This window comes from Pseudorhizobium tarimense, from assembly GCF_022968135.1.
GTDB lineage: Bacteria > Pseudomonadota > Alphaproteobacteria > Rhizobiales > Rhizobiaceae > Neorhizobium > Neorhizobium tarimense.
This window is the reverse complement of sequence record NZ_JALJRA010000003.1, coordinates 63,245-89,542: the sequence shown is the minus strand read 5'-3', so window position 1 is coordinate 89,542 and position 26,298 is coordinate 63,245. Positions and strand designations below refer to the sequence as shown.

General features: G+C 63.5%; 25 protein-coding genes. 9 read left to right on the top strand and 16 right to left on the bottom strand.

Features of this window, described 5'->3' with window-relative positions; translation table 11 throughout:
* Positions 1–30 precede the first annotated feature (30 nt).
* Both MUU54_RS04355 and MUU54_RS04350 read left to right on the top strand, forming a co-directional pair.
* Positions 31–729 carry a response regulator transcription factor gene (locus MUU54_RS04355; protein WP_247242819.1) on the top strand — a complete coding sequence of 233 codons (699 nt, stop codon included), beginning with the start codon at positions 31–33 and terminating at the stop codon, positions 727–729.
* On the top strand, positions 722–1,876 hold the full coding sequence (locus MUU54_RS04350) for a sensor histidine kinase (RefSeq protein WP_247242818.1): 1,155 nt from the start codon (positions 722–724) through the stop codon (positions 1,874–1,876). The genes MUU54_RS04355 and MUU54_RS04350 overlap by 8 nt, the downstream gene beginning before the upstream one ends.
* Positions 1,877–2,004: 128 nt before the next feature.
* Here the strand turns inward: MUU54_RS04350 and greA are convergent, their stop codons facing one another.
* The 5 genes from greA to MUU54_RS04325 form a co-directional block, all read right to left on the bottom strand.
* Positions 2,005–2,484, bottom strand: a complete 480-nt coding sequence (gene greA, locus MUU54_RS04345) for a transcription elongation factor GreA (RefSeq protein ID WP_247242817.1) — start codon at positions 2,482–2,484, stop codon at positions 2,005–2,007.
* 225 nt (positions 2,485–2,709) lie between these two features.
* On the bottom strand, positions 2,710–3,753 hold the full coding sequence (locus tag MUU54_RS04340; RefSeq protein WP_281433210.1) for a patatin-like phospholipase family protein: 1,044 nt from the start codon (positions 3,751–3,753) through the stop codon (positions 2,710–2,712).
* Between the two features lie 170 nt (positions 3,754–3,923).
* Positions 3,924–4,475, bottom strand: coding sequence for a TIGR00271 membrane domain-containing protein (locus MUU54_RS04335; protein ID WP_247242815.1), 552 nt, complete (start codon positions 4,473–4,475; stop codon positions 3,924–3,926).
* Positions 4,476–4,480: 5 nt separating this feature from the next.
* A complete protein-coding gene (locus MUU54_RS04330; RefSeq protein ID WP_247242814.1) occupies positions 4,481–4,834 on the bottom strand; it encodes a hypothetical protein in 354 nt (117 codons plus the stop codon).
* A gap of 79 nt (positions 4,835–4,913) precedes the next feature.
* Complete coding sequence (locus MUU54_RS04325; RefSeq protein ID WP_247242813.1) at positions 4,914–5,264, bottom strand: SPW repeat domain-containing protein; 351 nt, start codon at positions 5,262–5,264, stop codon at positions 4,914–4,916.
* A 1,119-nt stretch (positions 5,265–6,383) separates the two neighbouring features.
* Between MUU54_RS04325 and MUU54_RS04320 the strand changes: the two genes are divergently transcribed.
* The 5 genes from MUU54_RS04320 to MUU54_RS04300 all read left to right on the top strand — a co-directional run bounded on the left by MUU54_RS04320 (position 6,384) and on the right by MUU54_RS04300 (position 12,556).
* Positions 6,384–7,592, top strand: coding sequence for an MFS transporter (locus MUU54_RS04320; protein WP_247242812.1), 1,209 nt, complete (start codon positions 6,384–6,386; stop codon positions 7,590–7,592).
* 61 nt (positions 7,593–7,653) lie between these two features.
* Complete coding sequence (locus tag MUU54_RS04315; RefSeq protein WP_247242811.1) at positions 7,654–8,046, top strand: GFA family protein; 393 nt, start codon at positions 7,654–7,656, stop codon at positions 8,044–8,046.
* 4 nt (positions 8,047–8,050) lie between these two features.
* Entirely contained in the window at positions 8,051–8,449 is a 399-nt protein-coding gene (locus MUU54_RS04310) for an ester cyclase (RefSeq protein ID WP_247242810.1), read from the top strand.
* A 93-nt stretch (positions 8,450–8,542) separates the two neighbouring features.
* Positions 8,543–11,569, top strand: a complete 3,027-nt coding sequence (gene uvrB / locus MUU54_RS04305) for an excinuclease ABC subunit UvrB (protein ID WP_247242809.1) — start codon at positions 8,543–8,545, stop codon at positions 11,567–11,569.
* A 468-nt stretch (positions 11,570–12,037) separates the two neighbouring features.
* Positions 12,038–12,556, top strand: coding sequence for a DUF922 domain-containing Zn-dependent protease (locus MUU54_RS04300; RefSeq protein WP_247243002.1), 519 nt, complete (start codon positions 12,038–12,040; stop codon positions 12,554–12,556).
* Between the two features lie 203 nt (positions 12,557–12,759).
* Here the strand turns inward: MUU54_RS04300 and MUU54_RS04295 are convergent, their stop codons facing one another.
* On the bottom strand, positions 12,760–13,572 hold the full coding sequence (locus tag MUU54_RS04295; protein ID WP_247242808.1) for a PRC-barrel domain-containing protein: 813 nt from the start codon (positions 13,570–13,572) through the stop codon (positions 12,760–12,762).
* A gap of 108 nt (positions 13,573–13,680) precedes the next feature.
* Entirely contained in the window at positions 13,681–14,712 is a 1,032-nt protein-coding gene (gene dusA / locus MUU54_RS04290; RefSeq protein ID WP_247243001.1) for a tRNA dihydrouridine(20/20a) synthase DusA, read from the bottom strand.
* Positions 14,713–14,852: 140 nt separating this feature from the next.
* On the opposite strand from dusA, the gene MUU54_RS04285 reads away from it, so the two are divergent.
* On the top strand, positions 14,853–15,380 hold the full coding sequence (locus MUU54_RS04285; RefSeq protein ID WP_247242807.1) for a gamma carbonic anhydrase family protein: 528 nt from the start codon (positions 14,853–14,855) through the stop codon (positions 15,378–15,380).
* 24 nt (positions 15,381–15,404) lie between these two features.
* Here the strand turns inward: MUU54_RS04285 and MUU54_RS04280 are convergent, their stop codons facing one another.
* Genes MUU54_RS04280 through MUU54_RS04270 form a run of 3 tightly spaced genes read right to left on the bottom strand, consistent with a single transcriptional unit; the run spans position 15,405 to position 17,522 of the window.
* On the bottom strand, positions 15,405–15,812 hold the full coding sequence (locus tag MUU54_RS04280) for a Fur family transcriptional regulator (protein ID WP_247242806.1): 408 nt from the start codon (positions 15,810–15,812) through the stop codon (positions 15,405–15,407).
* The gene (gene znuB / locus MUU54_RS04275) at positions 15,809–16,630 is read right to left on the bottom strand and encodes a zinc ABC transporter permease subunit ZnuB (RefSeq protein ID WP_247242805.1); all 822 of its coding nucleotides are present in this window, start codon (positions 16,628–16,630) and stop codon (positions 15,809–15,811) included. Before znuB ends, MUU54_RS04280 begins: the two co-directional genes overlap by 4 nt.
* Entirely contained in the window at positions 16,623–17,522 is a 900-nt protein-coding gene (locus MUU54_RS04270; RefSeq protein ID WP_376742045.1) for an ATP-binding cassette domain-containing protein, read from the bottom strand. The genes znuB and MUU54_RS04270 overlap by 8 nt, the downstream gene beginning before the upstream one ends.
* Before the next feature lie 109 nt (positions 17,523–17,631).
* Here MUU54_RS04270 and znuA point away from each other — a divergent pair, with 109 nt between their 5' ends.
* The gene (znuA, locus tag MUU54_RS04265) at positions 17,632–18,612 is read left to right on the top strand and encodes a zinc ABC transporter substrate-binding protein ZnuA (RefSeq protein WP_247242804.1); all 981 of its coding nucleotides are present in this window, start codon (positions 17,632–17,634) and stop codon (positions 18,610–18,612) included.
* Between the two features lie 57 nt (positions 18,613–18,669).
* Here the strand turns inward: znuA and MUU54_RS04260 are convergent, their stop codons facing one another.
* The 6 genes from MUU54_RS04260 to MUU54_RS04235 all read right to left on the bottom strand — a co-directional run bounded on the left by MUU54_RS04260 (position 18,670) and on the right by MUU54_RS04235 (position 26,287).
* On the bottom strand, positions 18,670–18,987 hold the full coding sequence (locus MUU54_RS04260) for an RcnB family protein (protein ID WP_247242803.1): 318 nt from the start codon (positions 18,985–18,987) through the stop codon (positions 18,670–18,672).
* 122 nt (positions 18,988–19,109) lie between these two features.
* Positions 19,110–20,726, bottom strand: coding sequence for a glycoside hydrolase family 43 protein (locus tag MUU54_RS04255; RefSeq protein WP_247242802.1), 1,617 nt, complete (start codon positions 20,724–20,726; stop codon positions 19,110–19,112).
* A 60-nt stretch (positions 20,727–20,786) separates the two neighbouring features.
* On the bottom strand, positions 20,787–21,830 hold the full coding sequence (mgrA, locus tag MUU54_RS04250; RefSeq protein ID WP_247242801.1) for an L-glyceraldehyde 3-phosphate reductase: 1,044 nt from the start codon (positions 21,828–21,830) through the stop codon (positions 20,787–20,789).
* 63 nt (positions 21,831–21,893) lie between these two features.
* The gene (locus MUU54_RS04245) at positions 21,894–23,027 is read right to left on the bottom strand and encodes a Gfo/Idh/MocA family protein (protein WP_247242800.1); all 1,134 of its coding nucleotides are present in this window, start codon (positions 23,025–23,027) and stop codon (positions 21,894–21,896) included.
* Between the two features lie 25 nt (positions 23,028–23,052).
* The gene (locus MUU54_RS04240; RefSeq protein WP_247242799.1) at positions 23,053–23,817 is read right to left on the bottom strand and encodes a sugar phosphate isomerase/epimerase family protein; all 765 of its coding nucleotides are present in this window, start codon (positions 23,815–23,817) and stop codon (positions 23,053–23,055) included.
* 37 nt (positions 23,818–23,854) lie between these two features.
* Complete coding sequence (locus tag MUU54_RS04235; protein ID WP_247242999.1) at positions 23,855–26,287, bottom strand: beta-mannosidase; 2,433 nt, start codon at positions 26,285–26,287, stop codon at positions 23,855–23,857.
* Positions 26,288–26,298 lie beyond the last annotated feature (11 nt).

Here is a 26,298-nt window from a genome sequence, read left to right as displayed (position 1 = left end):
TGGAGGCGCTGTGAACGTAGAAGAAGGTCGATGCTCTCTTCCCTGATTTTGCTGGTTGAGGACGATGCCGAGATCGCCCTGCTGCTCGATCGCTATCTGCAGCGCGGCGGCTACCGCACGGTGGCCGCGGCAAACGGCCGGACAGCCCTGACCCACCACAAGATGCTGCGGCCGGATCTCATCCTGCTCGACGTTGGATTGCCCGACATGGACGGCTTCGACGTGCTGGCGAGGATCCGCTCCGAATCAACCGTTCCCGTCATCTTCGTGTCGGCCATGGACGACGACACCGACAAGCTCCTGGGGCTCAAACTCGGCGCCGACGATTACGTCACCAAGCCCTTCAATCCGCAGGAAGTCGTCGCGCGCGTCGGCGCCGTTCTGAAGCGCACCAGGGGTGTGGCGCCACAAGCCGTGCTTCGCCATGATGCGATCGAGGTCCGGCTGGATTCGCACACCGCGGTGGTCATCGCTGATGGCACCGAAACAAGCCTCTCCTTGACGCTGAGCGAATTCCGCCTCCTGGCATGCCTCGTCCGCTTCCCGTTCAGGACCTTCGACCGCGCCTCCCTGCTCGACGCGTCCATGCCCGACAGCGACGCCCTCGACCGGACGATTGACACGCACATCGCCAATCTGAGACGGAAACTCGCCGACAAGGGCCAGCCCGGCTACATCACGACCGTCCGCGGCGTTGGCTATCGCTTTGCGAGATCCGACAATGGCTAGAAGACCCTCGCTTGCCTTTCTGACGGTCGCGGCCGTGTCGGTCACGCAGTTCGTCACCATCGCGCTGCTTTACTTTTTCGTCGAATGGTACGTCGACCGCGCGGAAACCGTGTCCGTCGATCACCTTCCGGCCGACGCCAAGCGCGCGTGGAATGATCTCAATGCGGGCCTGGTGCCCGATCCGGATGCCCTGGCGGCGCTGGCCGTCGTCTTCCCCAGCCTGGAAGAGGTGAGCGAAGTCGCCCCCATCGCCGCCATCCTGGGCTTCGGGGCCGCATCGATCCTGCTTTCAAGCCTGATCGGCGTGTTCTTCGCCTTCCGCATCGCCGCTCCCTTGAGCCGGTTTACCGCGGCTGCCGAGAAGATCCGGGGCGGCGATTTCCTCGTGGACGTCGAACCCAGCGCGACGCGAGAGATCGAAGCCCTGGCATCGACCATCAACAGCATGGCCTCCGAACTCTCCTCCCTCGAGCGGCGGCTGAAGTTCAACACCCGCGCCGTGGCGCATGAATTGCGAACCCCACTGACGGTGCTGCAGGGCAATCTGCAAGGCATGAGCGACGGCGTGATCGAGCCCACCCACGACCGCATCAGGGCGCTTTATGCGCAGACGCAAGGCATGGCGCGACTGGTGGAGCAGCTCAATACGCTTTCTCTGGTCGGGACAGCGAGCTTCATGGCGCCGCTGACCGACACCGACCTCGCCTCCCAGGTCACCGACACGGTGGACCTGTTCAAAGCGTCTGCCGGAAACGGCCTCACCTGCCGAACCTTTCTGCAGCCCGCACCCGCCGCGATCGATCCCGTCCGGTTCCGGCAGGCTCTGCTGGCCCTCCTCGACAATGCCCGCCGCTATGCCGGAGGCCATGGCCCGATCGATGTCCGCACCGGCACCGACGAGGCCGGCAGGTCGTTCATAAGCGTGGAGGATCGGGGGCCGGGCATGCCCCCGGATGTGCTCCAATCCTCCTTCGACATGTTCTGGCGAAGCGAGGCAACGAATGCGCGCGGCGCCAACGGAACCGGCCTTGGCCTGACCGTCGTCAAGGCGATTGCCGAAGCGCATGGCGCCGCTTTTTCCGTCAAGAGCAGAACAGGCGGAGGCGCCTGCGCCACCATCACCTTTCCGGCCGGCGCCCAAAGCTGATCGACACGACGGGATGGCGACCGGAGCGCCTTGCATCGCAATTCCGCCCGACCGCGGACCAAAAACCTCGCCCTGAACAATCCGGCGATGGCGTCCCGCCGGGACCACGCTGCGCCCGCTCACCCGGCTCAGGAGATCGCAAGGAGCTCCAGCTCCTGCCCGCCGACCGAGACGAGATCCCCCACCCGCTTGCCCATCAGCTGCCGGGCGACGGGAGACACATAGGAGATCGTGCCCGCCTTGGGATCGGCCTCGTCCTCGCCGACGATCCGGTAGCGCTGGACCCGCCCGTCCTCGCGCGAAAAGGTCACCGTGCTGCCGAAGGCCACGACTTCCGACGCCACCGGCTCCGGCATGACCTGCGCCGTGCGCACCCGCTCAGTGAAATACCGCAGATCCCGCAAAGGCCCCGCCTGCCGCCGCCGCTCGTTGACGTCCTCGATGGCACTCGCCGCTTGGTAAGCCTCGCGCGCCTCCTCCAGCTGCCCCTTCAACGCCTCCAGCCCCGCCTCCGTCACGAGGTTGGGATGCGGCGAGACCGAACGATCCGGCAAAAGCGTCTCCGCCGCCGTTTCCGCACTCTCTTCCTTGACGAAGGCAGCGCTCATGGTCGGCTCACTCTTCCCTGCTGCATTTCCTCTGACCGGATATAGGCCGGAGGCCGCAACTCCTCCAGCTTTCGGACAGGTCGATCGTCCGCGGTTCGATCAAGCGGGCCGCTGCGGCCGTTTCACGCCGCCATGTCAGTCATGGAGACTAGCTATGAAACTTGCCGAAAGCAGACCTCACAACGGCCTGTAACAGACGGTAAAACGCTGCATCGTGATCGGTGCCTACGTGGGGCTAGCCGCTCCACGAGGCCTGTCCCAGCTCAGGCGCTTCACTTGGTCGCCCTGTAAACGGAAGATCGAAAGGCCGTCCCCCTGATTCAACTCTGCCCATCGGGCGAGAACCTTCGCGGTCTCTGCTTTCCCTGCCGCCCAGCGACGCCGAATCGATTGCGCAGAGAATTCTAGAGATTTGCCGCCGATCTCCTGATCGTTCCCATCATAGGAAAGATGCACAATCGCTGCTTTTGCCGATGAATCTGATGTCACCGAACTTGTGATAGCCTGCAAGGCATGTCGGCTCTGTGACGCGAAGATCAGGTCCTGCGCCCGTTTCACGGCGTCATCGAGAGAGTCTGGTGCCCTGCCACGGGCCGGTACTAGATCGAACGCCAGGCAGAGCACATCATCTGCATCGTTTGACGCAAACAATGGCGCGATCGGTAGGTTGGCGGAGACGCCGGCATCGACGCAGAGACGTCCATCAACCTTGACCGGTGGGAAGGCGATGGGAAAGGCTGCACTCGCCATCAGATGATCGAGCTCTATCCCGCCCGCATGGCTGTCGAACGTGACGTCCTCGCCTGTTTCCAGGTCTACGGCCGTTGCAAGAAGCCGCACGGGGCCATCTAAGAGGCGACCGAAGTCGACGAGTTCAGTTAGCGTTTTACGGAGCGGGGAGGTGTCGAAGAGGTATGCCGAAGAGCGTGTACCCGGCAAAAGTGGCAGCAGGCTCGGGGGGGTCCGGTGAAAGAGGCCGGTCCGCCCGTAGGCAAGCGTCTGCAACAACGACAGCCACTCCCCTGCACGATAGCTAGAAAAAGCGCCGGCCATGGGGAGCGCAGTCTCATACTGAGCCGCGCGGCCCCAAAACTGGCGCAGGCGGTCCACGCGGTCTTCCGGTGCGTTGCCCGCGATAATCGCGCCCATGATTGCGCCTACGGAGGCGCCAGCGATGCGGGTGGGTGTGCTGCTCCCGCAGCCGAAAGCGCGTCGTAGGCGCCAGCATGATAGGCCCCGAGAGCGTTGCCTCCAGAAAGGCAGAGCCATAGTTCTCTTTCACGTCCCACCAAAGCCAGGTCCCTTTCTCACTGCATGAAGGAAGGCGACTTCTTCAGCGCCCCCTCAGCACGAACAGTATAGCGCGGCGGTCAATCATGGCCTGCGCCATCACCGATAGGTTTTCATGCCGCGAAAACGATCTCAGCCTGATGACGCCATCAGTCAGAAGCACCGCGATACATGAGCTTGCGTTTGAAGAGGATGATCAAGCCGCCGCTCACCAGGACGCAGAGCACCTCCGCCACCCACCGCGACGCTCCCCCGAGCATCAGATGCGGAAGTCCCGTCGCCAGTCCGATACCGACAAGTGCCATGGCAGGGATCAAGGCCAAGGCTACCATCACACCGGTGCCGAGGACCTTCATGCGTGAGGACACGATGATCCACCCTGCGAAGCCGGCAACAAGGGATGTAGCGATGCCGCTCGCTTCTATCCTGGACCAATAGTTCGCCCAGTAGCCCGCTGCCAATTGATCTACCGTTGTGCCACTTACTAGTAGCGCTACAGGAGTCGCGACAGCGGCCGAAGCTGCGAGTGCAAGGTATCCGTAAGCGTTTGCCCTGAGGCCTGCCGTCACGCTGTGGCGATCGTCCAGCACCCCGAAAATCACGCGCAACAGTGGCTCGAAGCCGGGCGCGATCAACATGGCGCCAATGACAATGTGGATGGTATCCGAGACAATCCCGAAGGCGGCAACTGCTCCGGACACGCCCATCAATGCGATGAAGTTGAAAGATGGGTTGGTGCCTGACGCATCATTGCACCAGTCTCTTCCCATATGGCGTCGTTACCTTCCTTGCTGATGGTCTGGGATGCGTGTGCACGGATCGTGACGTTCGGCTCAATGATGCTCACTGCGCCGCTATGGAGCAAGTTCACTTCGCGAAACAGGTTCAGGATTTCACCGGCCACCTGATTGGCGGCCTCGATAATGAGTACGTCTCCTTGCGGAACTCTGGATGCACCCGAGTGTAGTGTGATCCGAGCAATTCCTGGATGATCATGCAGCCTATCCAGTAGCAGCTTGCATTCGGCCGGCGCCCCCGCGAACTCAATTTGACGTGGCATCTCTCTGTCCTGCGAACGACGTACGGAGGTTGTCGTGAGCCGATTCACGACTATGAAGCGGCGCCTCTGGAAGCTGCGGTTAGAGCCGCTGCGAGCGATCTCGTTTGGTCATGAGCGCGACGACGATCTCCATCAGACCGACGAGCAGGTGCGGCCACCAGATCACGTCGGCAAAGCCAAATAGCCAAGGAGATGCTGCCAGGAGCACACCGCCCAGCACGTCAACAGAGAGGTGGGCCTTCAACGGGATCACCTTGGCGGCGCTGAGCTCGTACTTCGTTATCAAGCTCATTACAATTATCATGGCCCCTAGAAGCTGCGGAAGCCACTGCTGTACGCCGCCGTTGGCAAATCCGAAGAGGTAAGGCGCAATGATCAGGAGAGCGCCAGTCACGTAGTCGATGATGCCGTGAGTCTTTGTGTCGATCATCTCAAAGCTTCCTTCATTGCCACGAGTTCGGTTTCAACAAGCCTCTTCCACCCAAAGTTCCCGGACGTCTTCCGGCAAGCTATGCGAGCGTCCTAACGGGAGCGAGTGCTCCATCCGTCACTGAAGAAGGCCAGCCTCCCTCGCCGCTGCGACGAACGCGTCCCTTACAGTCTGCCGAGCTAACCGACGCATCAGAAAGGCGCAGCGCCTGAGCCTGTTGACGAAAGGCTGGCCGGAAGAGCGTGGAAGCAGCTATAACGCCGCCCGCCAACATTCAGCTGCGTATAGACCTGCCCCTGTTCTCGCCGCTCTCCTCTGTACGGTGGCTGACCCTTGCTCCATTCGAAGGCCGCAGCCCCTCTTCAGCTGGAACTCGCTTCGCTCGCCCCTGTTCGAGTGCCCTCAGGTTATTAAGGGTCAGATGACCAGATGAAGCTGCTGATCGAAGAGGCGATCATCCCGTGTCCAGGGTCTTCTCTCAATTGGCCGGCTGAAACGTCTGGAAGCCATGTGACTTTGTCAGGAGATCCATTTGAAACTGTACGCTTGGAAAATCTCCGTATCTGACAGACCCGCGATGGATGGGATTTCAACATTGGAGGAATTACAAACCTTGCTCCACAATTCCGATCTGCCTCGCTCGCGCAGCGCGGAGGGATCATTACGCAAACACGTATAATGGAGCATGAGGGGCAAGGGGTGTACAGGCATAGGACAAGTAACCCGGAATGGAGCCTGCTGTGGGTAGCGCTCGGAAGCAGCGATCCTGCAGAGGGCGTCTCCGCTGCCTTTTAAGTGGTGCAACGCCAATCTAGACGCGAGAACTAGGAGCACACTTGCTTCGATTCCTAGAGGGGCGTCGTTCCAGGCGTCGGCCGACAATGGCGGCTTCTCCTGTTACAACACCAGCCATTCCATTCGCGGCCCCTAACATGCCATCCGGTTTGCACACATAATGTCGTCCATGCTCCGCATCCGCTTCGGTCGACGCGCCGGTTATTGACTGGCCCGATCCTGCCGAACCCAATATTACCCCCCTGTCGGAATCCCCTCTCCCCATCCGTCCTTGCCTCAACTAACCTCGCCGGCGCCACCGCCGGCCGTGTTCGGGAGAGGGTCATGGCACGTGCATATCGTTGGGTGATCGTTGCCGCAGGCGGGTTGATGGGCTGCGTGGCGGCGGGCACCATGTTTTCGCTGGCGATCTTCCTGGAGCCGGTGGCGAGCGACACCGGCTGGTCGCGCGCCGGCATTTCCACTGCCATGACGCTGAACTTCCTGGTCATGGGCGTCGGCGGCTTCCTCTGGGGCTCGCTCACCGACCGGTTTGGCGCCCGGATCGTGGTCCTGATCGGTTCGGTCTTGCTTGGCCTGGCGCTGGTGCTGGCCAGCCGCGCCGAAAGCCTTCTTGCCTTCCAGCTCGCCTATGGCACGCTGGTGGGGCTTGCCGCCAGCGCCTTCTTCGCGCCGATGATCGCCGCCGTGATGACCTGGTTCGATACCCGGCGCGGGCTGGCCATCTCGCTCGTCTCCGCCGGCATGGGCATGGCGCCGATGACCGTCTCGCCGCTCGCCCGCACCCTCATCTCGGCTTACGACTGGCGCACCGCCATGCTGATGATCGGCGTCGGCGCCTGGGTGATCCTGCTGCCGACGGCCCTCCTGATCCGCCGCCCGCCGGCGCTCTCGGCGGACGATCAGGCAAGCGCGGTCGAGGCGCGCCGCCAGCCGCTGTCGCGCCTGCTGCTGGCGCCGCAGTTCCTCGTGCTCGGCTTCACCTTCTTCGCCTGCTGTGCCGCCCATTCCGGGCCGATCTTCCACATGGTGAGCTATGCCATGCTCTGCGGCATCGCGCCCATGACCGCCGTCAGCATCTACAGCGTCGAGGGCCTGGCGGGGCTCGGCGGCCGCGTGCTCTTCGGCGTGCTCGCCGACCGCATCGGCGTCAAGCCGGTGCTGGTCGCGGGCCTCCTCGTTCAGGCGGCGGTGATCTCCGCCTATCTCGCCGCCGACAGTCTGACGAGCTTCTACACGCTGGCGGTGATTTTTGGTGGCACCTATGGCGGCGTCATGCCGCTCTATGCGGTGCTGGCGCGGGAGTATTTCGGCCCGCATGTCGTGGGCACCGTCTTCGGCGCCGCCACCATGCTGTCCTCCGTCGGCATGGCCTTCGGCCCGCTCGCCGGCGGCTGGGCCTTCGACGCCTTCGCCAGCTACCAGTGGCTGTTTATCGGCTCCGCGCTGGTGGGCCTCGGCGCGGTCTCCATCGCGCTGGCCTTCCCGCCGCTGCCGGGCAAGACGCCGCAGCCGGCCGGCGCTCCTGCCTGAGAAACCTTGCCGCCGCCGGACCTTCGCCCTAGCCTCCCGTCACGAAAAGAAGGAGCGCATCATGGACGACGTCACCGGCGGCTGCCTTTGCGGCCAGCTCCGCCTTACCGCCCGTGGCAGGCCCTATCGCACCGGCCTCTGCCACTGCCTCGACTGCCGCAAGCATCACGGCGCACTCTTCAACGTCTCGGCGATCTTCCCCGCCGAAGCCGTGACGATCGAGGGCGAAAGCTCGGAATACCGCGGCCGGCATTTCTGCCCCCGCTGCGGCTCCTCCGTCTTCGCCGTCAGCGCCGACGAGATCGAGGTGGCGCTTGGCGCGCTCGACGCCCCCGACCACTTCACCCCCAGCTACGAGCTCTGGACGATCCGCCGCGAAACCTGGCTGCCGCCCTTCCCCCTCGCACACCATTACGAGCGCGATCGGGAAGGCACCGGCCGCACGGAGGATTGAGCCGATGACGAAGGAGGAACTCGCCGATCTCTACCGCGGCTATATCGCCTGCCTGAACGCCCGCGACTGGGAAACCCTCGGCCGCTTCGTCGGCGCGGCGGTCGAATACAATGGCGAGCGGATCGGCCTTTCCGGCTACCGCCGCATCCTGGAGCGCGACGTGGCAGCCATCCCCGACCTTCATTTCCATGTCGAACTGCTGGTCGCCGACCCGCCCACCGTCGCCAGCCGCCTCCGGTTCGATTGCACGCCCGGCGGCATCCTCTTCGGCCTCGCGGTCAACGGCCGCCGCGTGTCCTTCAGCGAAAACGTCTTCTACCAGTTCGAGGACACCCGCATCGCCCGCGTCTGGTCCGTCATCGACAAGGCCGCGATCGAGGCGCAGCTGACGGAGGCTTCCTGAGCCGGCCGCACCGCCTCTTTCACGTTTCCCTTTTGTACTCATTTTCCGCCGCGCCCCCTTCACTTTCGCCCGCCGACTCGCCATATTCCGCCGATGGCCAGATCCCCCCGCAAAACCACCCCCTCCGCCCCTGACGAAGGTTTTGGCGAAGCCCCGCAATCCTCGTTCGAAGGCGCGCCGCTCTCCAGTTCGGTGTCCGACTGGGTGAAGCAGATGGAGGCGGAAGCGGAAGCGTCCGGCATCGAGACGCAGCGCGAGATCGCGTCCAAGGCCGGCAAGCACCGCAAGAAGATCGAGATCGCCGCCCGCGAGGAGGCCATCAAGGCCGCCGCGAAGGAAAAGCCGAAAACGGCCAAGAACACCACCGCGTCGAAAACCGCCCGCGGCGTCTCCATCGGTGCCTCCTCCGACCCGAAAACCCGTGCCGCCGCCGGCCTCAATCCGGTCGCCGGCATGGACATAAGCCTGGAAGATGCGCAATCGCTTGCTCCCGGCGCGGTCACCGCCACCGTGGATGCGCTCGCCAAGCTGATCGAGAGCGGCAACCCGCTGTTCAAGGACGGCAAGCTGTGGACGCCGCACCGCCCGGCCCGGCCGGAAAAGTCGGAAGGCGGCATCTCCATCCGCATGGCGTCCGAATACCAGCCCGCCGGCGACCAGCCGACGGCGATCGCCGATCTCGTCGAGGGCATCAACACGGGCGAGCGCTCCCAGGTCCTGCTCGGCGTCACCGGCTCCGGAAAAACCTTCACCATGGCCAAGGTGATCGAGGCGACGCAACGCCCGGCGGTCATCCTCGCCCCCAACAAGACGCTCGCCGCCCAGCTCTATTCCGAGTTCAAGAGCTTCTTCCCCGACAATGCGGTGGAGTATTTCGTTTCCTATTACGACTACTACCAGCCGGAAGCCTATGTGCCGCGCTCCGATACCTTCATCGAGAAGGAATCATCGATCAACGAGCAGATTGACCGGATGCGCCACGCCGCCACCCGCGCAATCCTGGAGCGTGACGACTGCATCATCGTCGCCTCGGTCTCCTGCATCTACGGTATCGGCTCGGTGGAAACCTATACCGCCATGACCTTCCAGATGTCCGTCGGCGACCGGCTGGACCAGCGCCAGCTCTTGGCCGACCTCGTCGCCCAGCAATACAAGCGCAAGGAGATCGATTTCACCCGCGGCTCCTTCCGGGTGCGCGGCGATACCATCGAAATCTTCCCCGCCCACCTGGAGGATGCCGCCTGGCGCATTTCGATGTTCGGCGACGAGATCGACGCGATCACCGAGTTCGACCCGCTGACCGGCCAGAAGACCGGCGACCTGAAGTCGGTCAAGATCTACGCCAACTCCCACTATGTCACGCCGCGCCCGACGCTGAATGCCGCGATCCGCCAGATCAAGGAGGAGCTGAAGGGCCGCCTCGCCGAGCTCGAGGCCGCCGGACGGCTGCTGGAAGCCCAGCGGCTGGAACAGCGCACCCGCTACGACATCGAGATGATGGAAGCGACCGGCGCCTGCAACGGCATAGAGAACTATTCGCGCTATCTCACCGGCCGCCGCCCCGGCGAGCCGCCGCCGACGCTCTTCGAATACATCCCCGACAACGCGCTGATCTTCATCGACGAGAGCCACGTCACCATCCCCCAGATCGGCGGCATGTATCGCGGCGACTTCCGCCGCAAGGCGACGCTCGCCGAATACGGCTTCCGCCTGCCGTCCTGCATGGACAACCGGCCGCTGCGCTTCGAGGAATGGGACGCCATGCGCCCGCTCACCGTCGCCGTGTCCGCCACGCCCGGCAACTGGGAAATGGAACAGGCCGGCGGCGTCTTTGCCGAACAGGTCATCCGCCCGACCGGCCTCATCGACCCTCCGGTGGAGGTCCGCTCCGCCAAGACCCAGGTCGACGACGTGCTCGGCGAGATCCGCGAAACCGCCGCCAAGGGCTACCGCACGCTCTGCACCGTGCTCACCAAGCGCATGGCGGAAGACCTCACCGAATACCTGCATGAACAGGGCGTGCGCGTCCGCTACATGCATTCCGACATCGACACGCTGGAGCGCATCGAGATCATCCGCGACCTGCGGCTCGGCGCCTTCGACGTGCTGGTCGGCATCAACCTCCTGCGCGAGGGCCTCGACATCCCCGAATGCGGCTTCGTCGCCATCCTCGATGCCGACAAGGAAGGTTTTCTCCGCTCGGAAACCTCGCTCATCCAGACCATCGGCCGCGCGGCGCGAAACGTCGACGGCAAGGTCATCCTCTATGCCGACCAGGTCACCGGCTCCATGCAGCGGGCGATGGACGAAACGGCGCGCCGCCGTGAAAAGCAGATGGCCTATAACGAGGAACACGGCATCACGCCGGAATCGGTGAAGCGCAACATCTCCGATATCCTCGACTCCGTCTACGAGCGCGACCACGTCCGCGCCGATATCTCCGGCGTCTCAGGCAAGGGTTTCGCCGATGGCGGCCACCTCGTCGGCAACAACCTCCAGGCGCATCTCAACGCGCTGGAAAAGGACATGCGCAACGCCGCCGCCGACCTCGACTTCGAAAAAGCCGCCCGCCTGCGCGACGAGATCAAGCGGTTGAAGGCGGTGGAGCTGTCGGCCATGGACGACCCCATCGCCAAGGCCGAGGCACGGGCGCAGGAACGGGGCGGCAAGCGCGGCTTCTCCTCTCCCCCTGTGGGAGAGGATAGTTCGCCCCAAGAGGCGCAGCCGATTGGCGACGCGAACTTGGTGAGAGGGGAAACTTCCTACTTCGCCAAACCCAGCCTCGACGACATAGGCCCCGGCACCGAAACGGCCAGGCCGCTGTTCCGCAAGAACACTCTCGACGAAATGACCGTGGGCCGCACAGAAAAACCCCTCCCCGGCAAGCTGCCGGAAAAGCTGGGCGAGACGGGCAATCGCTTTTCGCCGCTGCTGGAAGGCCAGCCGGGGCGCGGCGAAGCACTCACCTCTCCTTCGTCATCCTCGGGCTTGACCCGAGGACCCCACGGCGACCCGTCTCCCGTCATCCGCGGCAAGGTCGGCGTCGGAAGCTACGAAGATCCCGGCGAGCAGAAGCGCAAGGGACGCACGAAGGGCAAGACGGGTCGTCCGGGGCGGTGAGGGCCCAGCCGTGATCTTGTTTAAGTTGCAGCAAGGGTTCGCGAGTTGTATGCTAGATGAGTTTGCAGGCGGGGCTAAAAGTGTCGCAGATTGATGTAAATCTAATCTTCGACTTGCTACGTATCCAGGCCACGTTGGATTAAGTCTCCAACCTATGGCGAGTGACTCAGAGGGAGGAATGGGATACGGCGCGACGGGCGCGGGAAAGCGGCTGGCGGAGGACTAGCCTGGGCGTTCGCCCTCCCCTTTTCCCCGGCACCGCGCTCGTCTAATGTGCGCACCATGCCGAACCCTCGCCTCCGCGCCCGCTGCCGGTTATCCCTCCTCCTGGCCGCCGCCCTCCTCTCCGTTACCCAGGCCGTCGCCCAACGGGCGCGCGAGGCCCCGGGCCAGCAGCAGCAGCCTGCCACCGCCTTCCCGCCCGCGCCGCTGCCGCCCGGCGTACCGGAGCCGCAGCCCTGGGCGCCGATGGAGCAGGTGAAAGCCTATGCGGTCCGCGGCACAACCGGCATCGATCTCTACCGCTCGATCGGCGAACGCCGCCCGGCCGCCGGCGTCGGCCAGGCGGTGGCCGTGACGAATTTCAAGCTTACCTGGACCCGCGACTACCGCCCGCAGCCGGACGGCACCTGTCTGCTCGCGGTGGCGCGGCCGAAGCTCGTCATCACCTACACCCTGCCGCAGGCGCCGAAAGACCTGCCGCCGGGGGTCAAGGAGAGCTGGGCACGCTTCATCTCGGGGGTGGAAAAGCACGAGCGGGTGCACGGCCAGCACATCATCGAGATGGTCAAGGGCATCGAGGCCTTCAGCCTCGGCCTACGGGAAGAAAACGACCCGGAGTGCCGGAAGGTGCGCGCGACCCTGCAGGCGCGGCTGAAGCAGTTTTCCGACGAGCGGGTGAGCCAGTCGCGGCAGTTCGACCAGGTGGAACTGACGGAAGGCGGCGCCGTCCACCAGCTGATCCTGGCCCTCGTCAACGGCCCCTGAATTTCGAGGGTTTTTTCCGCCGCCACCCCTCGATTTACTGTGGGTTGCAAGGCCCCTACATTTAACTGCCCCCCCGGAAATTGACATCAACCTTCGGGGGTCAGTCCACATCTTGAGGGGCTTTGGGAATTCCCAAGAACGCCCCACCCCCCGCAGCAGGACTGCGGGGGGTGGAGTCGAGGGAGGGATATTATCGTTGTGGCTTACTGCTGATCCTGCATCTCGCCACGGACGCCTTCAAACGCAGGTGCGTCTTCCAGCTGCTGGCGGGTCACGTTGAGGACGATACGCTCCGGCAGGCCGTCTTCGCCGATCTGGATCGTATCGGCATCGTTGGCAGCCACTTCGGCATCATCGCCGGTCGCCGGCATGCCGGTGCCCGAGGTGGTGTTGGTGGTCGCAGCCGGGTCATTGGTCATGGCCGTCTGGTTGCCGTCATCCGGAGCGATGGTCGCGCCGCCAGCCGACGTCGTTGCCGTGCCGGTAGCATCGGTCGAAGCGGTGGTTTCTTCCGAAACTTCCTGCTGCTGCTCCATCTTCATGGCAGCCTGCTCGGCTTCCTGCTGGGTTGCACCCGGGCCAAGCTCGAGAGCGCCCATGTCGACGGCAACATCCTTCTCGCCGATGCCGAGGAAGCCGCCCACGCCGATGATCACGGCATTGACCGAACCGTCCTGGCTGACGAGAACGTCGTTGATTTCGCCGATGCTTTCACCATCGGAACCGTAAACGGCCTTGCCCTGGAAGTCCGACACGCGCCATGCGCCGGTTTCCGGCACGGTCACGAACGGACCTTCGGTCATGTTGCCGGCATCAGCCGTCTGACCCATCGGCTTGGCATTGGTCATGCCGCCGGCGGCGTTGTCATTGGTCATCGTTTCATTGGTGGTGGTGCCGTCCTGGACGACGCCCGGAGCTGCCGGTGCAGTCGTTGCGGCACCGTCATTCGTCTGGGCAGACGCAGCCAGCGGGAAGGCTGCGGAGAGAAGAAGGATGGAAAGCATACGCTTGGTCATGACAGGCTCCTTGTTGAGCGTAATTGGGACTTGGGGAAAATGCGCATCCTTCAACTTCGTTCCGCTCAAACAAGAAACCTGATGACGATTTAGGAAAAGCTGCTCCCGTCAGCCGGCCTTGCGGGCCGCCGCAAGGGACGGGTCGGCAGCGCTTGCGACATCCACCGCCGCAAAGGCGTTCGCGATCACCCGCGGGCTTGCGCCGGGCTTGGTCGACTCTGTTGAAAGGATCTGCCGGTAGCGCCGCGCACCCGGATATCCCTGGAACAGGCCGACCATGTGCCGGGTCACGTGGTTCAGCCGCCCGCCCTGCACCAGAACCCGATCGCTATAGGCCATCATCGTCTCGCAGAGCGCTGTCCAGTCCTGCTCCTTCTGCGGCAGACCGAAAATTTTCTCGTCCACCTCGGCCAGAAGTCCAGCATTCTGGTAGGCAGCCCGTCCGAGCATCACCCCGTCCAAATGGTCGAGATGGTGGCGGGCCTGGTCGAGATCCGCGATCCCGCCATTGATGCCGAGGAAGACACCCGGGTTCTCCGCCTTCATCCGGTGGACGAGACGGTGATCGAGCGGCGGGACCTCGCGGTTCTCCTTCGGCGACAGCCCCTGCAGCCAGGCTTTGCGGGCATGGATCCAGATCGCTTCCGCCCCGGCGCCGGTCATGCGGGCCACAAAATCTGGCAGCACCTCTTCCGGCACCTGCTCGTCCACCCCGATGCGGCACTTCACCGTCACCGGCACGCTCGCCACCCGCTTCATCGCCGTAACGCAGTCCGCCACCAGCTCCGGCATGCGCATCAGACAGGCGCCGAAGGTGCCAGACTGAACCCGGTCCGACGGACAGCCGACATTGAGGTTGATCTCGTCATAGCCGAAGTCCGCAGCGATCCGCACCGCCTCGGCAAGCTTTGCCGGATCCGAACCACCCAGCTGCAGCGCCACCGGATGCTCTTCCTCCGAGAAGCTGAGCAGCCTTTCCCGCGGCCCATGGATGATCGCATCCGCCACCACCATCTCGGTATAAAGCAGCGCCTCCCCCGTCAGCTGCCGGTGGAAATAGCGGCAATGCCGGTCGGTCCAGTCGATCATCGGCGCCACGGCGAAGATCTTGCGGCGGTGTTTCAGAGCTTGCGAATACATCTCGGTCCTTTCCATGGCCGCGCTCATACAGCAAGAGCGCCTCATTCGCCAGTTTTCCGCCACGGGCATCAAGGCTAGAATGACCACGATTCATCGGCGGGCTCATCTCCCCCGACAAGAACGACAACATCGGAGGAACGATGCCGCTCTATGCTCTGGGAGAGAAACAGCCGAAGACCCCTTCCCCCGACCGCTACTGGATTGCGCCGACCGCCACCGTCGTGGGCGATGTGGAGATCCGCGAAGACGTCGGCATATGGTTTGGCGCGGTTCTGCGTGGCGACAACGAGCCAATCGTCATCGGCGCGCGCACCAACATCCAGGAAGGGGTCATGATCCACAATGATCTCGGCTTCCCCGTCACCATCGGAGCGGACTGCACCATCGGCCATCACGCCATCATCCACGGCTGCACGGTCGGCGAAAACGCACTCGTCGGCATGGGAGCGACGATCCTGAACGGCGCCCGGATCGGCAACAACTGCCTGATCGGCGCCAATGCGCTGGTCACCGAAGGCAAGGAATTCCCTGACAACTCGCTGATCGTCGGCTCGCCCGCAAAGGTCCTCCGCACGCTCGACGAGACGGCGGTTGCCGCCCTGCACAGGTCGGCACTACATTACGTGGAGCGCTGGAAGCTCTTTGCCCGCGACCTGCGACAGCTCTAGGGCCGGATTAGTCGAAGGCGCCCCTCAGGCGGCGCACTGCTCACATAGGCCGCGGATCTCGATCGTCGTCTTGGCCGGCTTGAACTTGCGCTCTCTGGCCCAGTCGTCGAGCCGATGGTCAACGGCATGGTCGTGGAACTCGACCACATGTCCGCAGCTCTCGCAGATAGCGAAGGCAACAGTGCCATGGCCATGGCCGCCGCAGCATTCCTTTTCCTGGTGGGCACAGGCAACGAATGCATTGAGGCTTTCCAGCCGGTGCACCATGCCGCGCTCCAGGAGCTTGTCCAGCGCCCGGTAGACCTGCAGCGGCGCGCGGAAGCCGTGATCGCGCAGCTTGTCCAGGATCGTGTAAGCGCTGAGAGGAGCGTCCGACCGCGAAAGCACGTCGAAGACCAGCGACTGGTTCTTGGTCAGGGCGGGAGCGGTCATGGTCCAATTCCTCCAGTGGTGGCATCCGCGCCGGCACGGCCAAACGGCAGCAGGCTGACGATAAAGAGCAGCAGCGCGGCGACCACGATCGATGGCCCGGACGGCGTGTCATAATTTAGGGAGCCAAACAGCCCCCCTGCAACCGCCAGCGCGCCGATCATCGAGGCAAACACCGCCATCCGCTCGGGGCTTGCGGAAAAGCGGCGGGCGGTGGCGGCCGGGATGATCAGCAGCGAGGTGATCAGCAGGATGCCGACGATCTTCATGGCGATCGCGATCACGAGCGCCATCATCAGCATGAAGAGAAGCCGCGCCCGCTCCGGCTTCAGCCCTTCGGCCTCCGCGACGTCCTCGCTGATGGTGGAGGCGACCAGAGGGCGCCAGAGCCAGACGACCGCGGCAAGCACGACCAGTCCGCCGCCCCAAATCAGCGCGATGTCCTGACGGGTAACGGCAAGGATGTCGCCGAACAGGAAGGCCATCAGGTCGATCCTGACCCAGCTCATGAAGGCGACCAGCACGAGCCCGATCGCAAGCGTCGAATGCGACAGGATGCCAAGAAGCGCATCGGCGGACAGGGCTTGTCGGCGCTGCAGGACGAGAAGGATGAGCGACACGACAACAGCGACCCCGAAGACGCTCACCATCAGGTTGAGCGAAAAGAGCAGTGAGAGAGCGGCGCCGAGAAGCGCCGAATGGGCCATGGTGTCGCCGAAATAGGCCATCCGCCGCCAGACAACGAAGCAGCCGAGCGGCCCGGTGGTCACCGCGACGCCGATCCCGGCAATGAGGGCGCGGACGAAGAAGTCGTCAAGCATGACGCGTCGCCTCCCCGTCCCGCGTGCCATGGCCGTGGTGACCGTGGCCATGGCGGTCGTGTCCGTCATGGTCATGATGGTGATGATAACCGTCTTCGGGATGGCAGTTGTCAGTGATCGAGCCGTCGCCATGCAGTACACGACCGTCCGGCAGGTGCGTGTGGTCGTGCTGGTGGCTGTAGAGGGCCAACCCGCGGGCATTGGCGGCGAAGAGACGCTGGTAGTCTTCGCTGCGGCTGACGCTGTCGGGCGTGCCGCGGCAGCAGACATGGCCGTTGAGGCAGATCACCGTGTCGGTTGCCGCCATCACCATGTGCAGGTCGTGAGAGATCAGCAGGATGCCGCAGCCGGTGGTGTCGCGGATCTGGCGGATGAGGTCGTAAAGCGCCGTCTCGCCGGCAAAATCGACGCCCTGGACCGGCTCGTCGAGAACAAGCAGGTCCGGCTTTCGGGCGATCGCGCGGGCCAGCAGTGCGCGCTGGAACTCTCCGCCGGAAAGATGGCGCACCTCTGCATTGATCAGATGGGAGATGCCGGTCGCCGAAAGAGCGGCAAGGAGATCGGCGTCCGTTAGGCTGTTGGTCAGGCGCATGAGCCGGCGGACGGACAGCGGCATGGTCCAGTCAATCGAAAGCTTCTGTGGCACGTAACCAATGCGCAGGTCGCCAGCGCGGGCGACGGTGCCCTCGCTTGGGCGCAGGACGCCGGTGACGAGCTTCGCCGTCGTCGATTTTCCGGCGCCGTTCGGGCCGATCAGGGTAAGGATTTCGCCGCGGTTGATGGAGAGATCGACGCCCCTAACAAGCCAGCGGCCATTGCGCTGTATGCCGGCCTTCTGCAGGTCGACGAGTTGGTTGCGGCCCTGAGATCCGCTCTTGTTTTGCATCAGCATCTTTTTCTCATGCCCTGTTGCCTGCCGCTATGACACACGTTATAGCATAACGCAATTGATGTAATAACATTACCTACCTCTACAATGCCGAGATAAAAAGGAAGCCGCGATGAAAACCCCAGCTCTCCTCCTGACCACTTCCGTCCTGTTCTCAGCCTCTGCGGCCACCGCCGCTCCGGAGGTGGTGGTGTCCATCAAGCCGATCCACTCACTTGTCGCGGCCATCATGGAAGGCGTCGGTGAGCCGAAACTGATCGTGGAAGGTGCCGCCTCACCGCATACCTTCACGATGAAGCCTTCAAACGCTCGCGCCGTCGAGAGCGCCGACATGGTGTTCTGGATGGGACCGGACATGGAAGCCTTCCTCAAAAAGCCGCTGGAGGCGCTGGCGTCGGATGCGACCGTCGTCGAACTCGATGACGCGGAAGGCCTGACCAAACTGCCCTTCCGCGAAGGTGGCGCCTTCGAGGCGCATGACCACGGCCACGAGGGCCACGAGCACGAGGGCGCCGAGCAGGGGGAACATGATCATGCCGAAGAAGCCGGTGAAGAGCACCACCATGAGCATGTCACCTTCGACACGCATCTGTGGCTGGACCCGATGAATGCCAAGGCTATGGCTGTGGCGATCGAACAGGCGCTCGCCAAGGCCGACCCGGAGAATGCAGAGGCCTACGCCGCCAATCTGGAAGCCCTCAACACTCGGATCGACTCGCTCGACAAGGAGACCGCAGAAACGGTCGCGCCAGTGAAGGACAAACCCTTCGTCGTCTTCCACGATGCCTATCAGTATTTCGAGCAACACTACGGCGTGCGTGTCGTCGGCTCGATCACCGTCTCGCCGGAAGTTGTGCCGGGGGCGGAACGCGTGCAGGAAATCCATCAGAAGGTGCAGGAGCTGGAGGCCACCTGCGTCTTCGCCGAGCCGCAGTTCGAGCCGAAGCTGATCCAGGTGGTGACCGAAGGCACCGACGCCCGATCCGGCACGCTGGATCCGGAAGGCGCGACGCTGACGGAAGGTCCGGATCTCTATTTCGACCTGATGCGATCGATCGCCACGAACCTCAAGGCCTGCCTGTCCGGCGCCTGAGACAGATCATTGCGAGTGTTGAAAGGGCGGCCCGTGCCGCCCTTCTTCTTGTTGATGTCACCGCGCGGCGATGATGCTGGAAATGATCCCGGACGTGATGCCGATCAGCAGGAAGTCGTTGTCGACCTGAACCCAGCGATATCCACGTGGCGGTGCCGACAGCCTGTAACGGTGATAGTCCCTGACGTCGCGCATGTGGCGGCGTTCCGCTGCCGAGAGCCTGTGTCCCCTGCTCCACCGGTGCTTCTTGACCACCACCTTCTTTTCGACCGCAACGTGGCGGCTGCGGTCGGGTTGTCGGTGATCATCCCGCGCCTGAGCCATCGGAGCGGCCAGGACCGTGGCGGCTAGCATGAGCGTAACGAGCTTCTTCATCGCGTTTCCTCGTGTTGTTGACGAGGACGAAACTAGGCGTCCGCCGATGAACGCCGGCTGAATTTCAGATTACAGTTATGTAATGATCGCAAGCATTTATTTGCTATCGCTCATATTAAACGTCAGCCCTCCAGACGCTCGTAGACGAAGCGGCTGAAGTCAGCCGGGCGTGCCCGCCCAGACGTATCGAAGGCAAGCATGCCGGCAAAGGCGCCGGTAAAGGAGCCGTGCTCTCCGCGCCCGCCCTCGTCGGAGATGACGCCGGCGTCGAGGACCGGGCCGATCGCCTGCCAACCGCCGCCGGAAGCAGGGCGCCAGAAGAACTGCAGATCGTTCTCCTTGATCTCCATGGCGAGATCGACCGGCCCGTCCGGTGCAGCCACGCCGCTGTCGGCGGGGAAGACCATTCGACCGTGCGGGAAGTCGCCGGGGCAGGAGAAGATCGTGACGACACGACCGAGTTTTTCGTGCATCGTCACCACAAGCGCGTGGAACTTGTGCCGGTTGTAGTAGTGCGTCAGGCCCGCCACCTGCTGATAGGTGTCAGGCGAGAAGTCGACGGTCGTTTCCGCGCGGAACGAATGATGCTCCTGCCGCCGCGCGACAAGCGCCTGCTCGAACCACGAGCCGACGCTTTCGCGGCCGTAGAGGCGCAGGTGGCCCGGCCGTTCTGAAAGGCTGAAGATGCGCTCCGGCTGCGGCGTACGCAGCCACTGGAAGTCCGTCGGCAGCGGGCCAGATTCGAACAGGGTCTCGTTGCGTGCCGGCTGCTCCGTCACCTCGACATCAGTCGGCGCCGGAACCTCGACATCCGGCACGACGCCGCGCTGCGCTAGATACAGCCAGTCGTCGTCCTTCCAGACGCATTTCTGCAGCGCCGTTTCTCGGCCCAGCGTGCACCGGCGCTTCGGCGGCATCGGTCGGCCGCAAAGATGAGTGTGGTAGACCTGCCCGTCCGGCGTCTCGACATACTGTCCGTGCCCCGCCCTTTGCAGCACCGCCTCGGGCGCATCCTTGGAAGTGATGAGGTGCATATTCGGATGCATTTCGTAGGGGCCATCGATGGACCGGGAGCGAGCCATGGTGACGGCATGGTCGTAGCCGGTGCCGCCTTCCGCCGTCGTCAGATAGTACCAGCCTTTGCGCTTGAAGAGATGGGGACCCTCGACCAACCCGAGGGGGCTACCGGCGAAGATGTTCTTGATCGGCCCCTTCAGCGATTTCGTCTCGGCGTCCCACTCCTGTAACAGGATGCCGTCAAAGGCTGGGCTCTTGGGCGCGCCGCCATAGCTTTCCGTGCGGTGGTTCCACTGCATGTTGACGATCCACTTGCGGCCGTCGTCGTCATGGAAGACCGACGGGTCGAAACCGGAAGAGTTCACGTAGACCGGGTCGGACCATTCCCCGTCGATGGTCGGTGAGGTCACGATGAAGTTGTGGGCGTCCTTGAAGTTGCCGTCGTAACGCTTGACGTCGGTATAAACGAGCCAGAACAGGCCATCGGCATGGGAGAGGCAGGGCGCCCAGATCCCGCAGCTGTCGGGATTGCCGCGCATGTCGAGCTGGCTTGCCCGCTCCAGCGGACGGCGCACCAGTGTCCAGTTAACCAGGTCCAGCGAATGATGGATCTGCACGCCCGGATACCATTCGAAGGTGGAGGTGGCGATATAGTAGTCCTGCCCGACGCGGCAGATCGAAGGGTCGGGGTTGAAGCCCGGCAGGATCGGGTTGCGGATCATGATGTCTCTCCTCCCATAGGTCGTGCCCGGCAGTTCTCCCCGCCGGGCACCTCGTCGATGCTAGCGCTGCGGTCCCTCGCGTTCCGCAGAGGCGGCCCACAGGTTGATGTCGGCTTCCTTGGCGTGACGGTCGATCTCCGCCAGCTCCTCGGCGGTAAACTCCGGATTGTCGAGCGCCTTGACGCAATCATCCACCTGCTCCGGACGGCTGGCGCCGATCAATGCGGTGGTGACCCGGCCGCCGCGCAGCACCCAGGCGATCGCCATCTGCGCCAGCGTCTGGCCGCGCTTTTCGGCGATCGCATTCAGCGCACGCAGGTTCTCGACATTGCGGTCGTTGAGGAAAGCCGGACGCAGCGACTTGCCCTGTGCGGCGCGGCTGTCCTCCGGAATGCCGGAAAGGTATTTCGACGTCAGCATGCCCTGCGCCAGCGGCGAGAAGACGATGGAGCCGATGCCGAGATCGTCGAGCGTGTCGAGGAGGCCATCTTCCTCGACCCACCGGTTAATCATAGAATAGCTGGGCTGGTGGATGAGGACCGGCGTGCCGAGTTCCTTCAGGATGGCCGCCGCTTCGCGCGTACGCTTCGAGTTATAGGAGGAGATGCCGACATAAAGCGCCCTGCCCGACCGCACGATGTGGTTGAGCGCGCCGCAGGTTTCTTCCAGCGGCGTGTCCGGGTCGAAGCGGTGGGAATAGAAGATGTCGACATAGTCGAGGCCCATACGCTTCAGGCTCTGGTCGCAGGAGGCGATCAGATACTTGCGGCTGCCCCATTCGCCGTATGGGCCGGGCCACATATTATAGCCGGCCTTCGACGAGATGATCAGCTCGTCGCGATGACCGGCAAAATCCTTCGCCAGGATGTCGCCGAAGGCGATCTCTGCGCTGCCAGCCGGCGGGCCGTAGTTGTTGGCGAGGTCGAAATGGGTGATGCCGAGGTCGAAGGCCTTGCGGCAGATCGCCTGCTTGCGTTCGTGCGGCGTGTCGTGGCCGAAATTGTGCCAGAGGCCGAGCGAGATCGCCGGCAGCTTGAGCCCCGATCGGCCGCAGCGGTTGTACTTCATCGATGAATATCGGTCCTCTGCCGGTTGCCAGGCCATGGCATCCTCCTTGTCTTGAAATGCGGTATGGGCACGAACGGCCCGCACCGCCTACATAGCGGATCACCGCAGCAGCGCCAGCGCCTCGCCGATGCCGAGCGGCTCCGGCTGCGTGCAGGTGGTGGTCATCTCGATGAAGCGTCCTTCCTCGCCCGACTTCAGGATCGAGGTCAAAACGTCGATGCCGTGCAGCGAGCGGTCGAGCGAGCAGCGCGGGTCACGCTTCTCGATCAGCGCCATGGCCATGTCGGCAAGGCCGGCCGTGCGATAGTTCGCCCGCGGACCGTTGGGGTGTTCCTGGTTCGCCTTGGAGAAGGGATGGTTCCACTCCGGTAGTGGCTTGATGTCCTTGTCACGCCCCGAGGCTTCCACGAGACCGCCGAAGAAGTTCGGATCGGGAACGTAGAGCGATCCTTCGGTACCATAGAGCTCCATGTTGGCGTGGCGGTGCGACCAGACATCCCAGCTGGCAGACATGGTGATCGTCGCGCCATTGGCGAACTCCAGCAGGGCATGGATGTTGGTCGGCGTTTCGACCGGGATGGTCGTTCCGGCGAGCGGTTGGCTCGTCACGGTGCGCGTCGGGTTCGCCATGGAGGTGAGCGCGCCAACGCGCTTCACCGGGCCGATCAGGTTGATGAGGTTCGCCACGTAATACGGGCCGAGGTCGAGCATCGGTCCGCCGCCCTTGAGGAAGAAGAAGCCGGGGTTCGGATGCCACATCTCCATGCCAGAGCTCATGACATGGCAGGTGCCCGACGTGATGCGGCCAACGCCGCCCTCGTCAACATATTTGCGCGCCAGCTGATGGGCGCCCCCGAGGAAGGTGTCAGGCGCGCAGCCGATCGCAAGGTTCTTCGCCTTGGCGATCCGCCGCAGTTCCTCGCCCTCCTCCAGCGACAGAACCAGCGGCTTTTCCGAATAGACGTGCTTGCCGGCTTCCAGGATCGCCTTCGACACGCGGAAATGCGCGTCCGGTATCGTCAGGTTGACGATGACGTCCAGCTCGTCATTGGCGAGCAGTTCGTCGATCGTCTGCGCCTTCACCCCATATTCCTTCGCCCGCAACTGTGCGGCCTCTGGATTTAGGTCGGCGCAGGCGAGCATCTTGATGCCCTTGAACAGCGGCGCCAGCGCCAGGTAGGTGATGGAGATATTGCCGCATCCGATGATGCCGACGCCGAGTTCCTTGGCCATGTGGGGCTCCGAAAATGCTGGGGTATCAGTAGGTCTTGAAGGCTGCGATCGAGCGCGAGATCAGCCGTTCGAGATCGTTGGGGTTGTCGTGCTCGACGACGTAGTGCTTCGTCTGCGTCTTCTCGCGCAGCGCCGCCATCAGGCCCTTCCAGTCAACGGTGCCGTAGCCGACGTCGGCCCAGCCGTCCTCGTCCGTGTTGTGAACCGCCGGCGCGATGTCCTTGACATGGACGGCGCTGATGCGATTGCCGTAGCGATCGATCCAGGTCATCGGGTTGGCTCCGCCGCGGATGACCCAGGCAATGTCGGCTTCCCAGGCAAGATCCGGCCCGCCTTCGAGGATCTGCTCCTGCGCGGTTGTGCCGTCTTTCAGCGTCTTGAACTCGAAGTCGTGGTTGTGCCAGCCGAAGGTGTAGCCGTCGTCCTTGTAGCGCTTGCCGGCTTCCGACAGGCGCCTGCCGAAGGCGCGCCAGCCGGCGGCGTCCGTCGGACGAAGATCGGCGACCAAATGCGGGCAGTAGATTGCCTCCATACCGAGCGTCTTTGCGATCAGCAGCGCCTGTTCCGGCTCCTTCTCCAGAAGGTCGAGGCCGAAATGGCCAGTTGGCATGGTCAGCCCGTTGGCGTCGAGGTCCGCCTTCATCGCCTTCAACTGGCTCTCGTCCATTCTGGCGTAGAGGGCGCCGTAGCCTTCGACTTCCGCATAGCCAGCCTTGCTGAGCGCGGTAAGCGTATCGGCGAGCGGCGGAAAATTGCGCGCGCTGTAGAGCTGGAAACCGAGTTTCGTCATGTCATCCTCCTGGGCCGTGGCCCCTCTGCTGAAAGGTTCAATCTGCCGACTGGCAGGAATAGAGGTCGTAGATGCGGAAGACCGGTGCAGCCGCACTCGGCTCCGATGGGGTGAAGGTGATGCGGCGGCTTTCGCCGGCGGCAAGGTCGAAGGCGTTGTCGGAATAGCGGCCGGGCGTGTCGCTCTCGATCATCACGAAGAGCGCAAGACCGGAGGCCTGAACCAGGAGATCGATCGCGCCGTCACCGGCCGGGGAGATGGAGAACTCAAGCCCCGGCGGTGCAAGATCAAGCGCCTTGTAGGTGCCGTGGACATAATGGCCCTCGCCGCCCATGCCATTGGTGGCGGTAAAACTCCAGAACACGATCGCATCCGGCGGTGTGTCTGACGCCGACAAGGTGACCGCCGTCACCGCCGCGTCCGACGAGCAGAGGGCGTCGACGCTTTTGAGCAATATGCGGGTCCCGTCGAGCGAAACTGTCGACAGGTTGATGGTGACGGTGACGTCCTCCATAGTATCGTTGACCAGCGAGATTCGGATCTCTGCGCCGTCTTCCGAGGGAATGGCGGCAACGGCAACCGGCTGGAAGAACCGCCGCGCGACGTAGTGCAGGACCTTCCAGCCGCCGCCATAGTCGAGGCTCGACCAGGAGGCGACGGGCCAGGTGTCGTTGAGCTGCCAGTAGAGCGTGCCCATGCAATGCGGCTTCAGCGACCGCCAATAGTCAACCGCAGTGCGGATGGCGAGCGCCTGCTGCACCTGGCTGAGATAGACGAAGTTGGCAAAGTCCTTGGGGAAGCGGAAGTAGCGAAACATGGTCGCCGTAATCCGCTCGTTGCCGCCGGCGTTCTTCTGGTGGTGCTCCATCACCGGAGACGCGATGTTCAAGTCTTTCGGCTCGGCATAGCTCAGGATCACCGGCAGCGAGGTGTAGGACTGGAAGCCAAATTCGGAGCAGAAGCGAGGGCGAACGGAGCGGTAGTTGTCGAAGCTCTTGTTCTCGTGCCAGACCGACCAGTAATGCATGTCGCCGGAGCCGTCGGCGTGCCAGGCGTCGCCATAATCGAGATAGCCGGAAGCCGGGCTTGACGGCCACCAGATTGCTTCGCGTGCCGCCGCCTTCAATGCCTGCTCGATCGTCCGGTTGAGGCGGTCGTAGGAGACGAGGTAACGGTCGCGGTTCTCGATCGACTCCTTGAACCAGGTCAGCGCGCCAACCAGCTCGTTGTCGCCGCACCAGAGAACGATCGAAGGGTGCGATACGAGCCGGCGGACCTGGTAATCCACCTCCCCCGCCACGTCGTCGAGGAAGTCCGGAGTCGATGGATAAAGGTTGCAGGCGAACTGGAAGTCCTGCCAGACCATCAGCCCGAGCCGATCGCAGAGGTCGTAGAACCAGTCGGATTCGTAGAAGCCGCCGCCCCAGATGCGGATCATATTCATGTTGGCGTCGACCGCCGACTGCAGCAGGTCCTGCGTCTTCTCCGGACTGGAGAGCGAAAAGAGCGCGTCGGCGGGGATCCAGTTGGCGCCGCGGCAGAAGATCTCCCGGCCGTTGATGCGGAAGGCGAAGCGGCTGCCGGCCTCGTCCGGATCCGTGACCAGCTCGACCGTTCTGAGGCCGATCTGGCGCGTCACCTGTTCACCGGGAATCTCGACCGTCAGGCGGTAGAGGTTCTGCTCGCCGCTGCCCGCCGGCCACCAGAGCCGTGGCTCGGTGATCTCGAAGACATGGTGAATGGTTGTCTCGCCGGCGGCAATGCCGCAATCCAGGCGCACACGCTCGCCGTCGAGATCCAAATGCACCGGAACTATGCCCGGGTCTTCGGCAAAGAGCGTCATCGCCACCTGAAGTTCGACCTTGCCGCCCTCATGTCTCTGACTGGTGACGACATGCTCGATCCGCGCGGTCTCCAGACGCCGGAGCGAGATCTCGCCGTATAGGCCAAGCGGCGCAATGGCGATATTCCAGTCCCAGCCGAAATGGCACTGCGGCTTGCGCAGCATGTTGCCGTTCGGGATCGGCGAATTGCCGGGATGGTAGGGGATGTAGAAGGGCTGGCGTGCCTGCCGCTCCTCCCCCGCCGCAATGCTGGAGTGGAAGTGGATGCGGATCGTGTTGTCGCCCGCCTGCAGTGCGGCCGAAACATCCGGCCGGTAGCGGCGGAAGCAGTTGTCCGCAGAGAGGACCGAAACGTCGTTGATGAAGACCATGGCCACCGTGTCGAGATAGGTGATGTCGAGATACCAGCTGCCGTCCGGGTCATCGATGACGAACTGCCGCTCGATCACCCACTCCTGTTCCGCAACCCACTGGACCTGATCCTCGTTGCGGCCGACATACGGATCCGAGATGATCCCGGCCCTTTTCAGTGCCGTATGGACATCACCGGGTATCGCGATCCCGGCGACGTGTGCACCCTCCGCCGACAACAGTCGCCAGGTGCTGGAGAGATCGAGCTTCGACATCGTCATGACTG

Bases quoted from the DNA above. Each gene is read 5' to 3' on its own strand.
- MUU54_RS04355 (WP_247242819.1), top strand. From the start codon at position 31: ATGCTCTCTTCCCTGATTTTGCTGGTTGAGGACGATGCCGAGATCGCC.
- MUU54_RS04350 (WP_247242818.1), top strand. From the start codon at position 722: ATGGCTAGAAGACCCTCGCTTGCCTTTCTGACGGTCGCGGCCGTGTCG.
- greA (WP_247242817.1), bottom strand. From the start codon at position 2,484: ATGAGCGCTGCCTTCGTCAAGGAAGAGAGTGCGGAAACGGCGGCGGAG.
- MUU54_RS04340 (WP_281433210.1), bottom strand. From the start codon at position 3,753: ATGGCTCTGCCTTTCTGGAGGCAACGCTCTCGGGGCCTATCATGCTGG.
- MUU54_RS04330 (WP_247242814.1), bottom strand. From the start codon at position 4,834: ATGCCACGTCAAATTGAGTTCGCGGGGGCGCCGGCCGAATGCAAGCTG.
- MUU54_RS04325 (WP_247242813.1), bottom strand. From the start codon at position 5,264: ATGATCGACACAAAGACTCACGGCATCATCGACTACGTGACTGGCGCT.
- MUU54_RS04320 (WP_247242812.1), top strand. From the start codon at position 6,384: ATGGCACGTGCATATCGTTGGGTGATCGTTGCCGCAGGCGGGTTGATG.
- MUU54_RS04315 (WP_247242811.1), top strand. From the start codon at position 7,654: ATGGACGACGTCACCGGCGGCTGCCTTTGCGGCCAGCTCCGCCTTACC.
- MUU54_RS04310 (WP_247242810.1), top strand. From the start codon at position 8,051: ATGACGAAGGAGGAACTCGCCGATCTCTACCGCGGCTATATCGCCTGC.
- uvrB (WP_247242809.1), top strand. From the start codon at position 8,543: ATGGCCAGATCCCCCCGCAAAACCACCCCCTCCGCCCCTGACGAAGGT.
- MUU54_RS04300 (WP_247243002.1), top strand. From the start codon at position 12,038: ATGGAGCAGGTGAAAGCCTATGCGGTCCGCGGCACAACCGGCATCGAT.
- MUU54_RS04295 (WP_247242808.1), bottom strand. From the start codon at position 13,572: ATGACCAAGCGTATGCTTTCCATCCTTCTTCTCTCCGCAGCCTTCCCG.
- dusA (WP_247243001.1), bottom strand. From the start codon at position 14,712: ATGTATTCGCAAGCTCTGAAACACCGCCGCAAGATCTTCGCCGTGGCG.
- MUU54_RS04285 (WP_247242807.1), top strand. From the start codon at position 14,853: ATGCCGCTCTATGCTCTGGGAGAGAAACAGCCGAAGACCCCTTCCCCC.
- MUU54_RS04280 (WP_247242806.1), bottom strand. From the start codon at position 15,812: ATGACCGCTCCCGCCCTGACCAAGAACCAGTCGCTGGTCTTCGACGTG.
- znuB (WP_247242805.1), bottom strand. From the start codon at position 16,630: ATGCTTGACGACTTCTTCGTCCGCGCCCTCATTGCCGGGATCGGCGTC.
- MUU54_RS04270 (WP_376742045.1), bottom strand. From the start codon at position 17,522: ATGCTGATGCAAAACAAGAGCGGATCTCAGGGCCGCAACCAACTCGTC.
- znuA (WP_247242804.1), top strand. From the start codon at position 17,632: ATGAAAACCCCAGCTCTCCTCCTGACCACTTCCGTCCTGTTCTCAGCC.
- MUU54_RS04260 (WP_247242803.1), bottom strand. From the start codon at position 18,987: ATGAAGAAGCTCGTTACGCTCATGCTAGCCGCCACGGTCCTGGCCGCT.
- MUU54_RS04255 (WP_247242802.1), bottom strand. From the start codon at position 20,726: ATGATCCGCAACCCGATCCTGCCGGGCTTCAACCCCGACCCTTCGATC.
- mgrA (WP_247242801.1), bottom strand. From the start codon at position 21,830: ATGGCCTGGCAACCGGCAGAGGACCGATATTCATCGATGAAGTACAAC.
- MUU54_RS04245 (WP_247242800.1), bottom strand. From the start codon at position 23,027: ATGGCCAAGGAACTCGGCGTCGGCATCATCGGATGCGGCAATATCTCC.
- MUU54_RS04240 (WP_247242799.1), bottom strand. From the start codon at position 23,817: ATGACGAAACTCGGTTTCCAGCTCTACAGCGCGCGCAATTTTCCGCCG.
- MUU54_RS04235 (WP_247242999.1), bottom strand. From the start codon at position 26,287: ATGTCGAAGCTCGATCTCTCCAGCACCTGGCGACTGTTGTCGGCGGAG.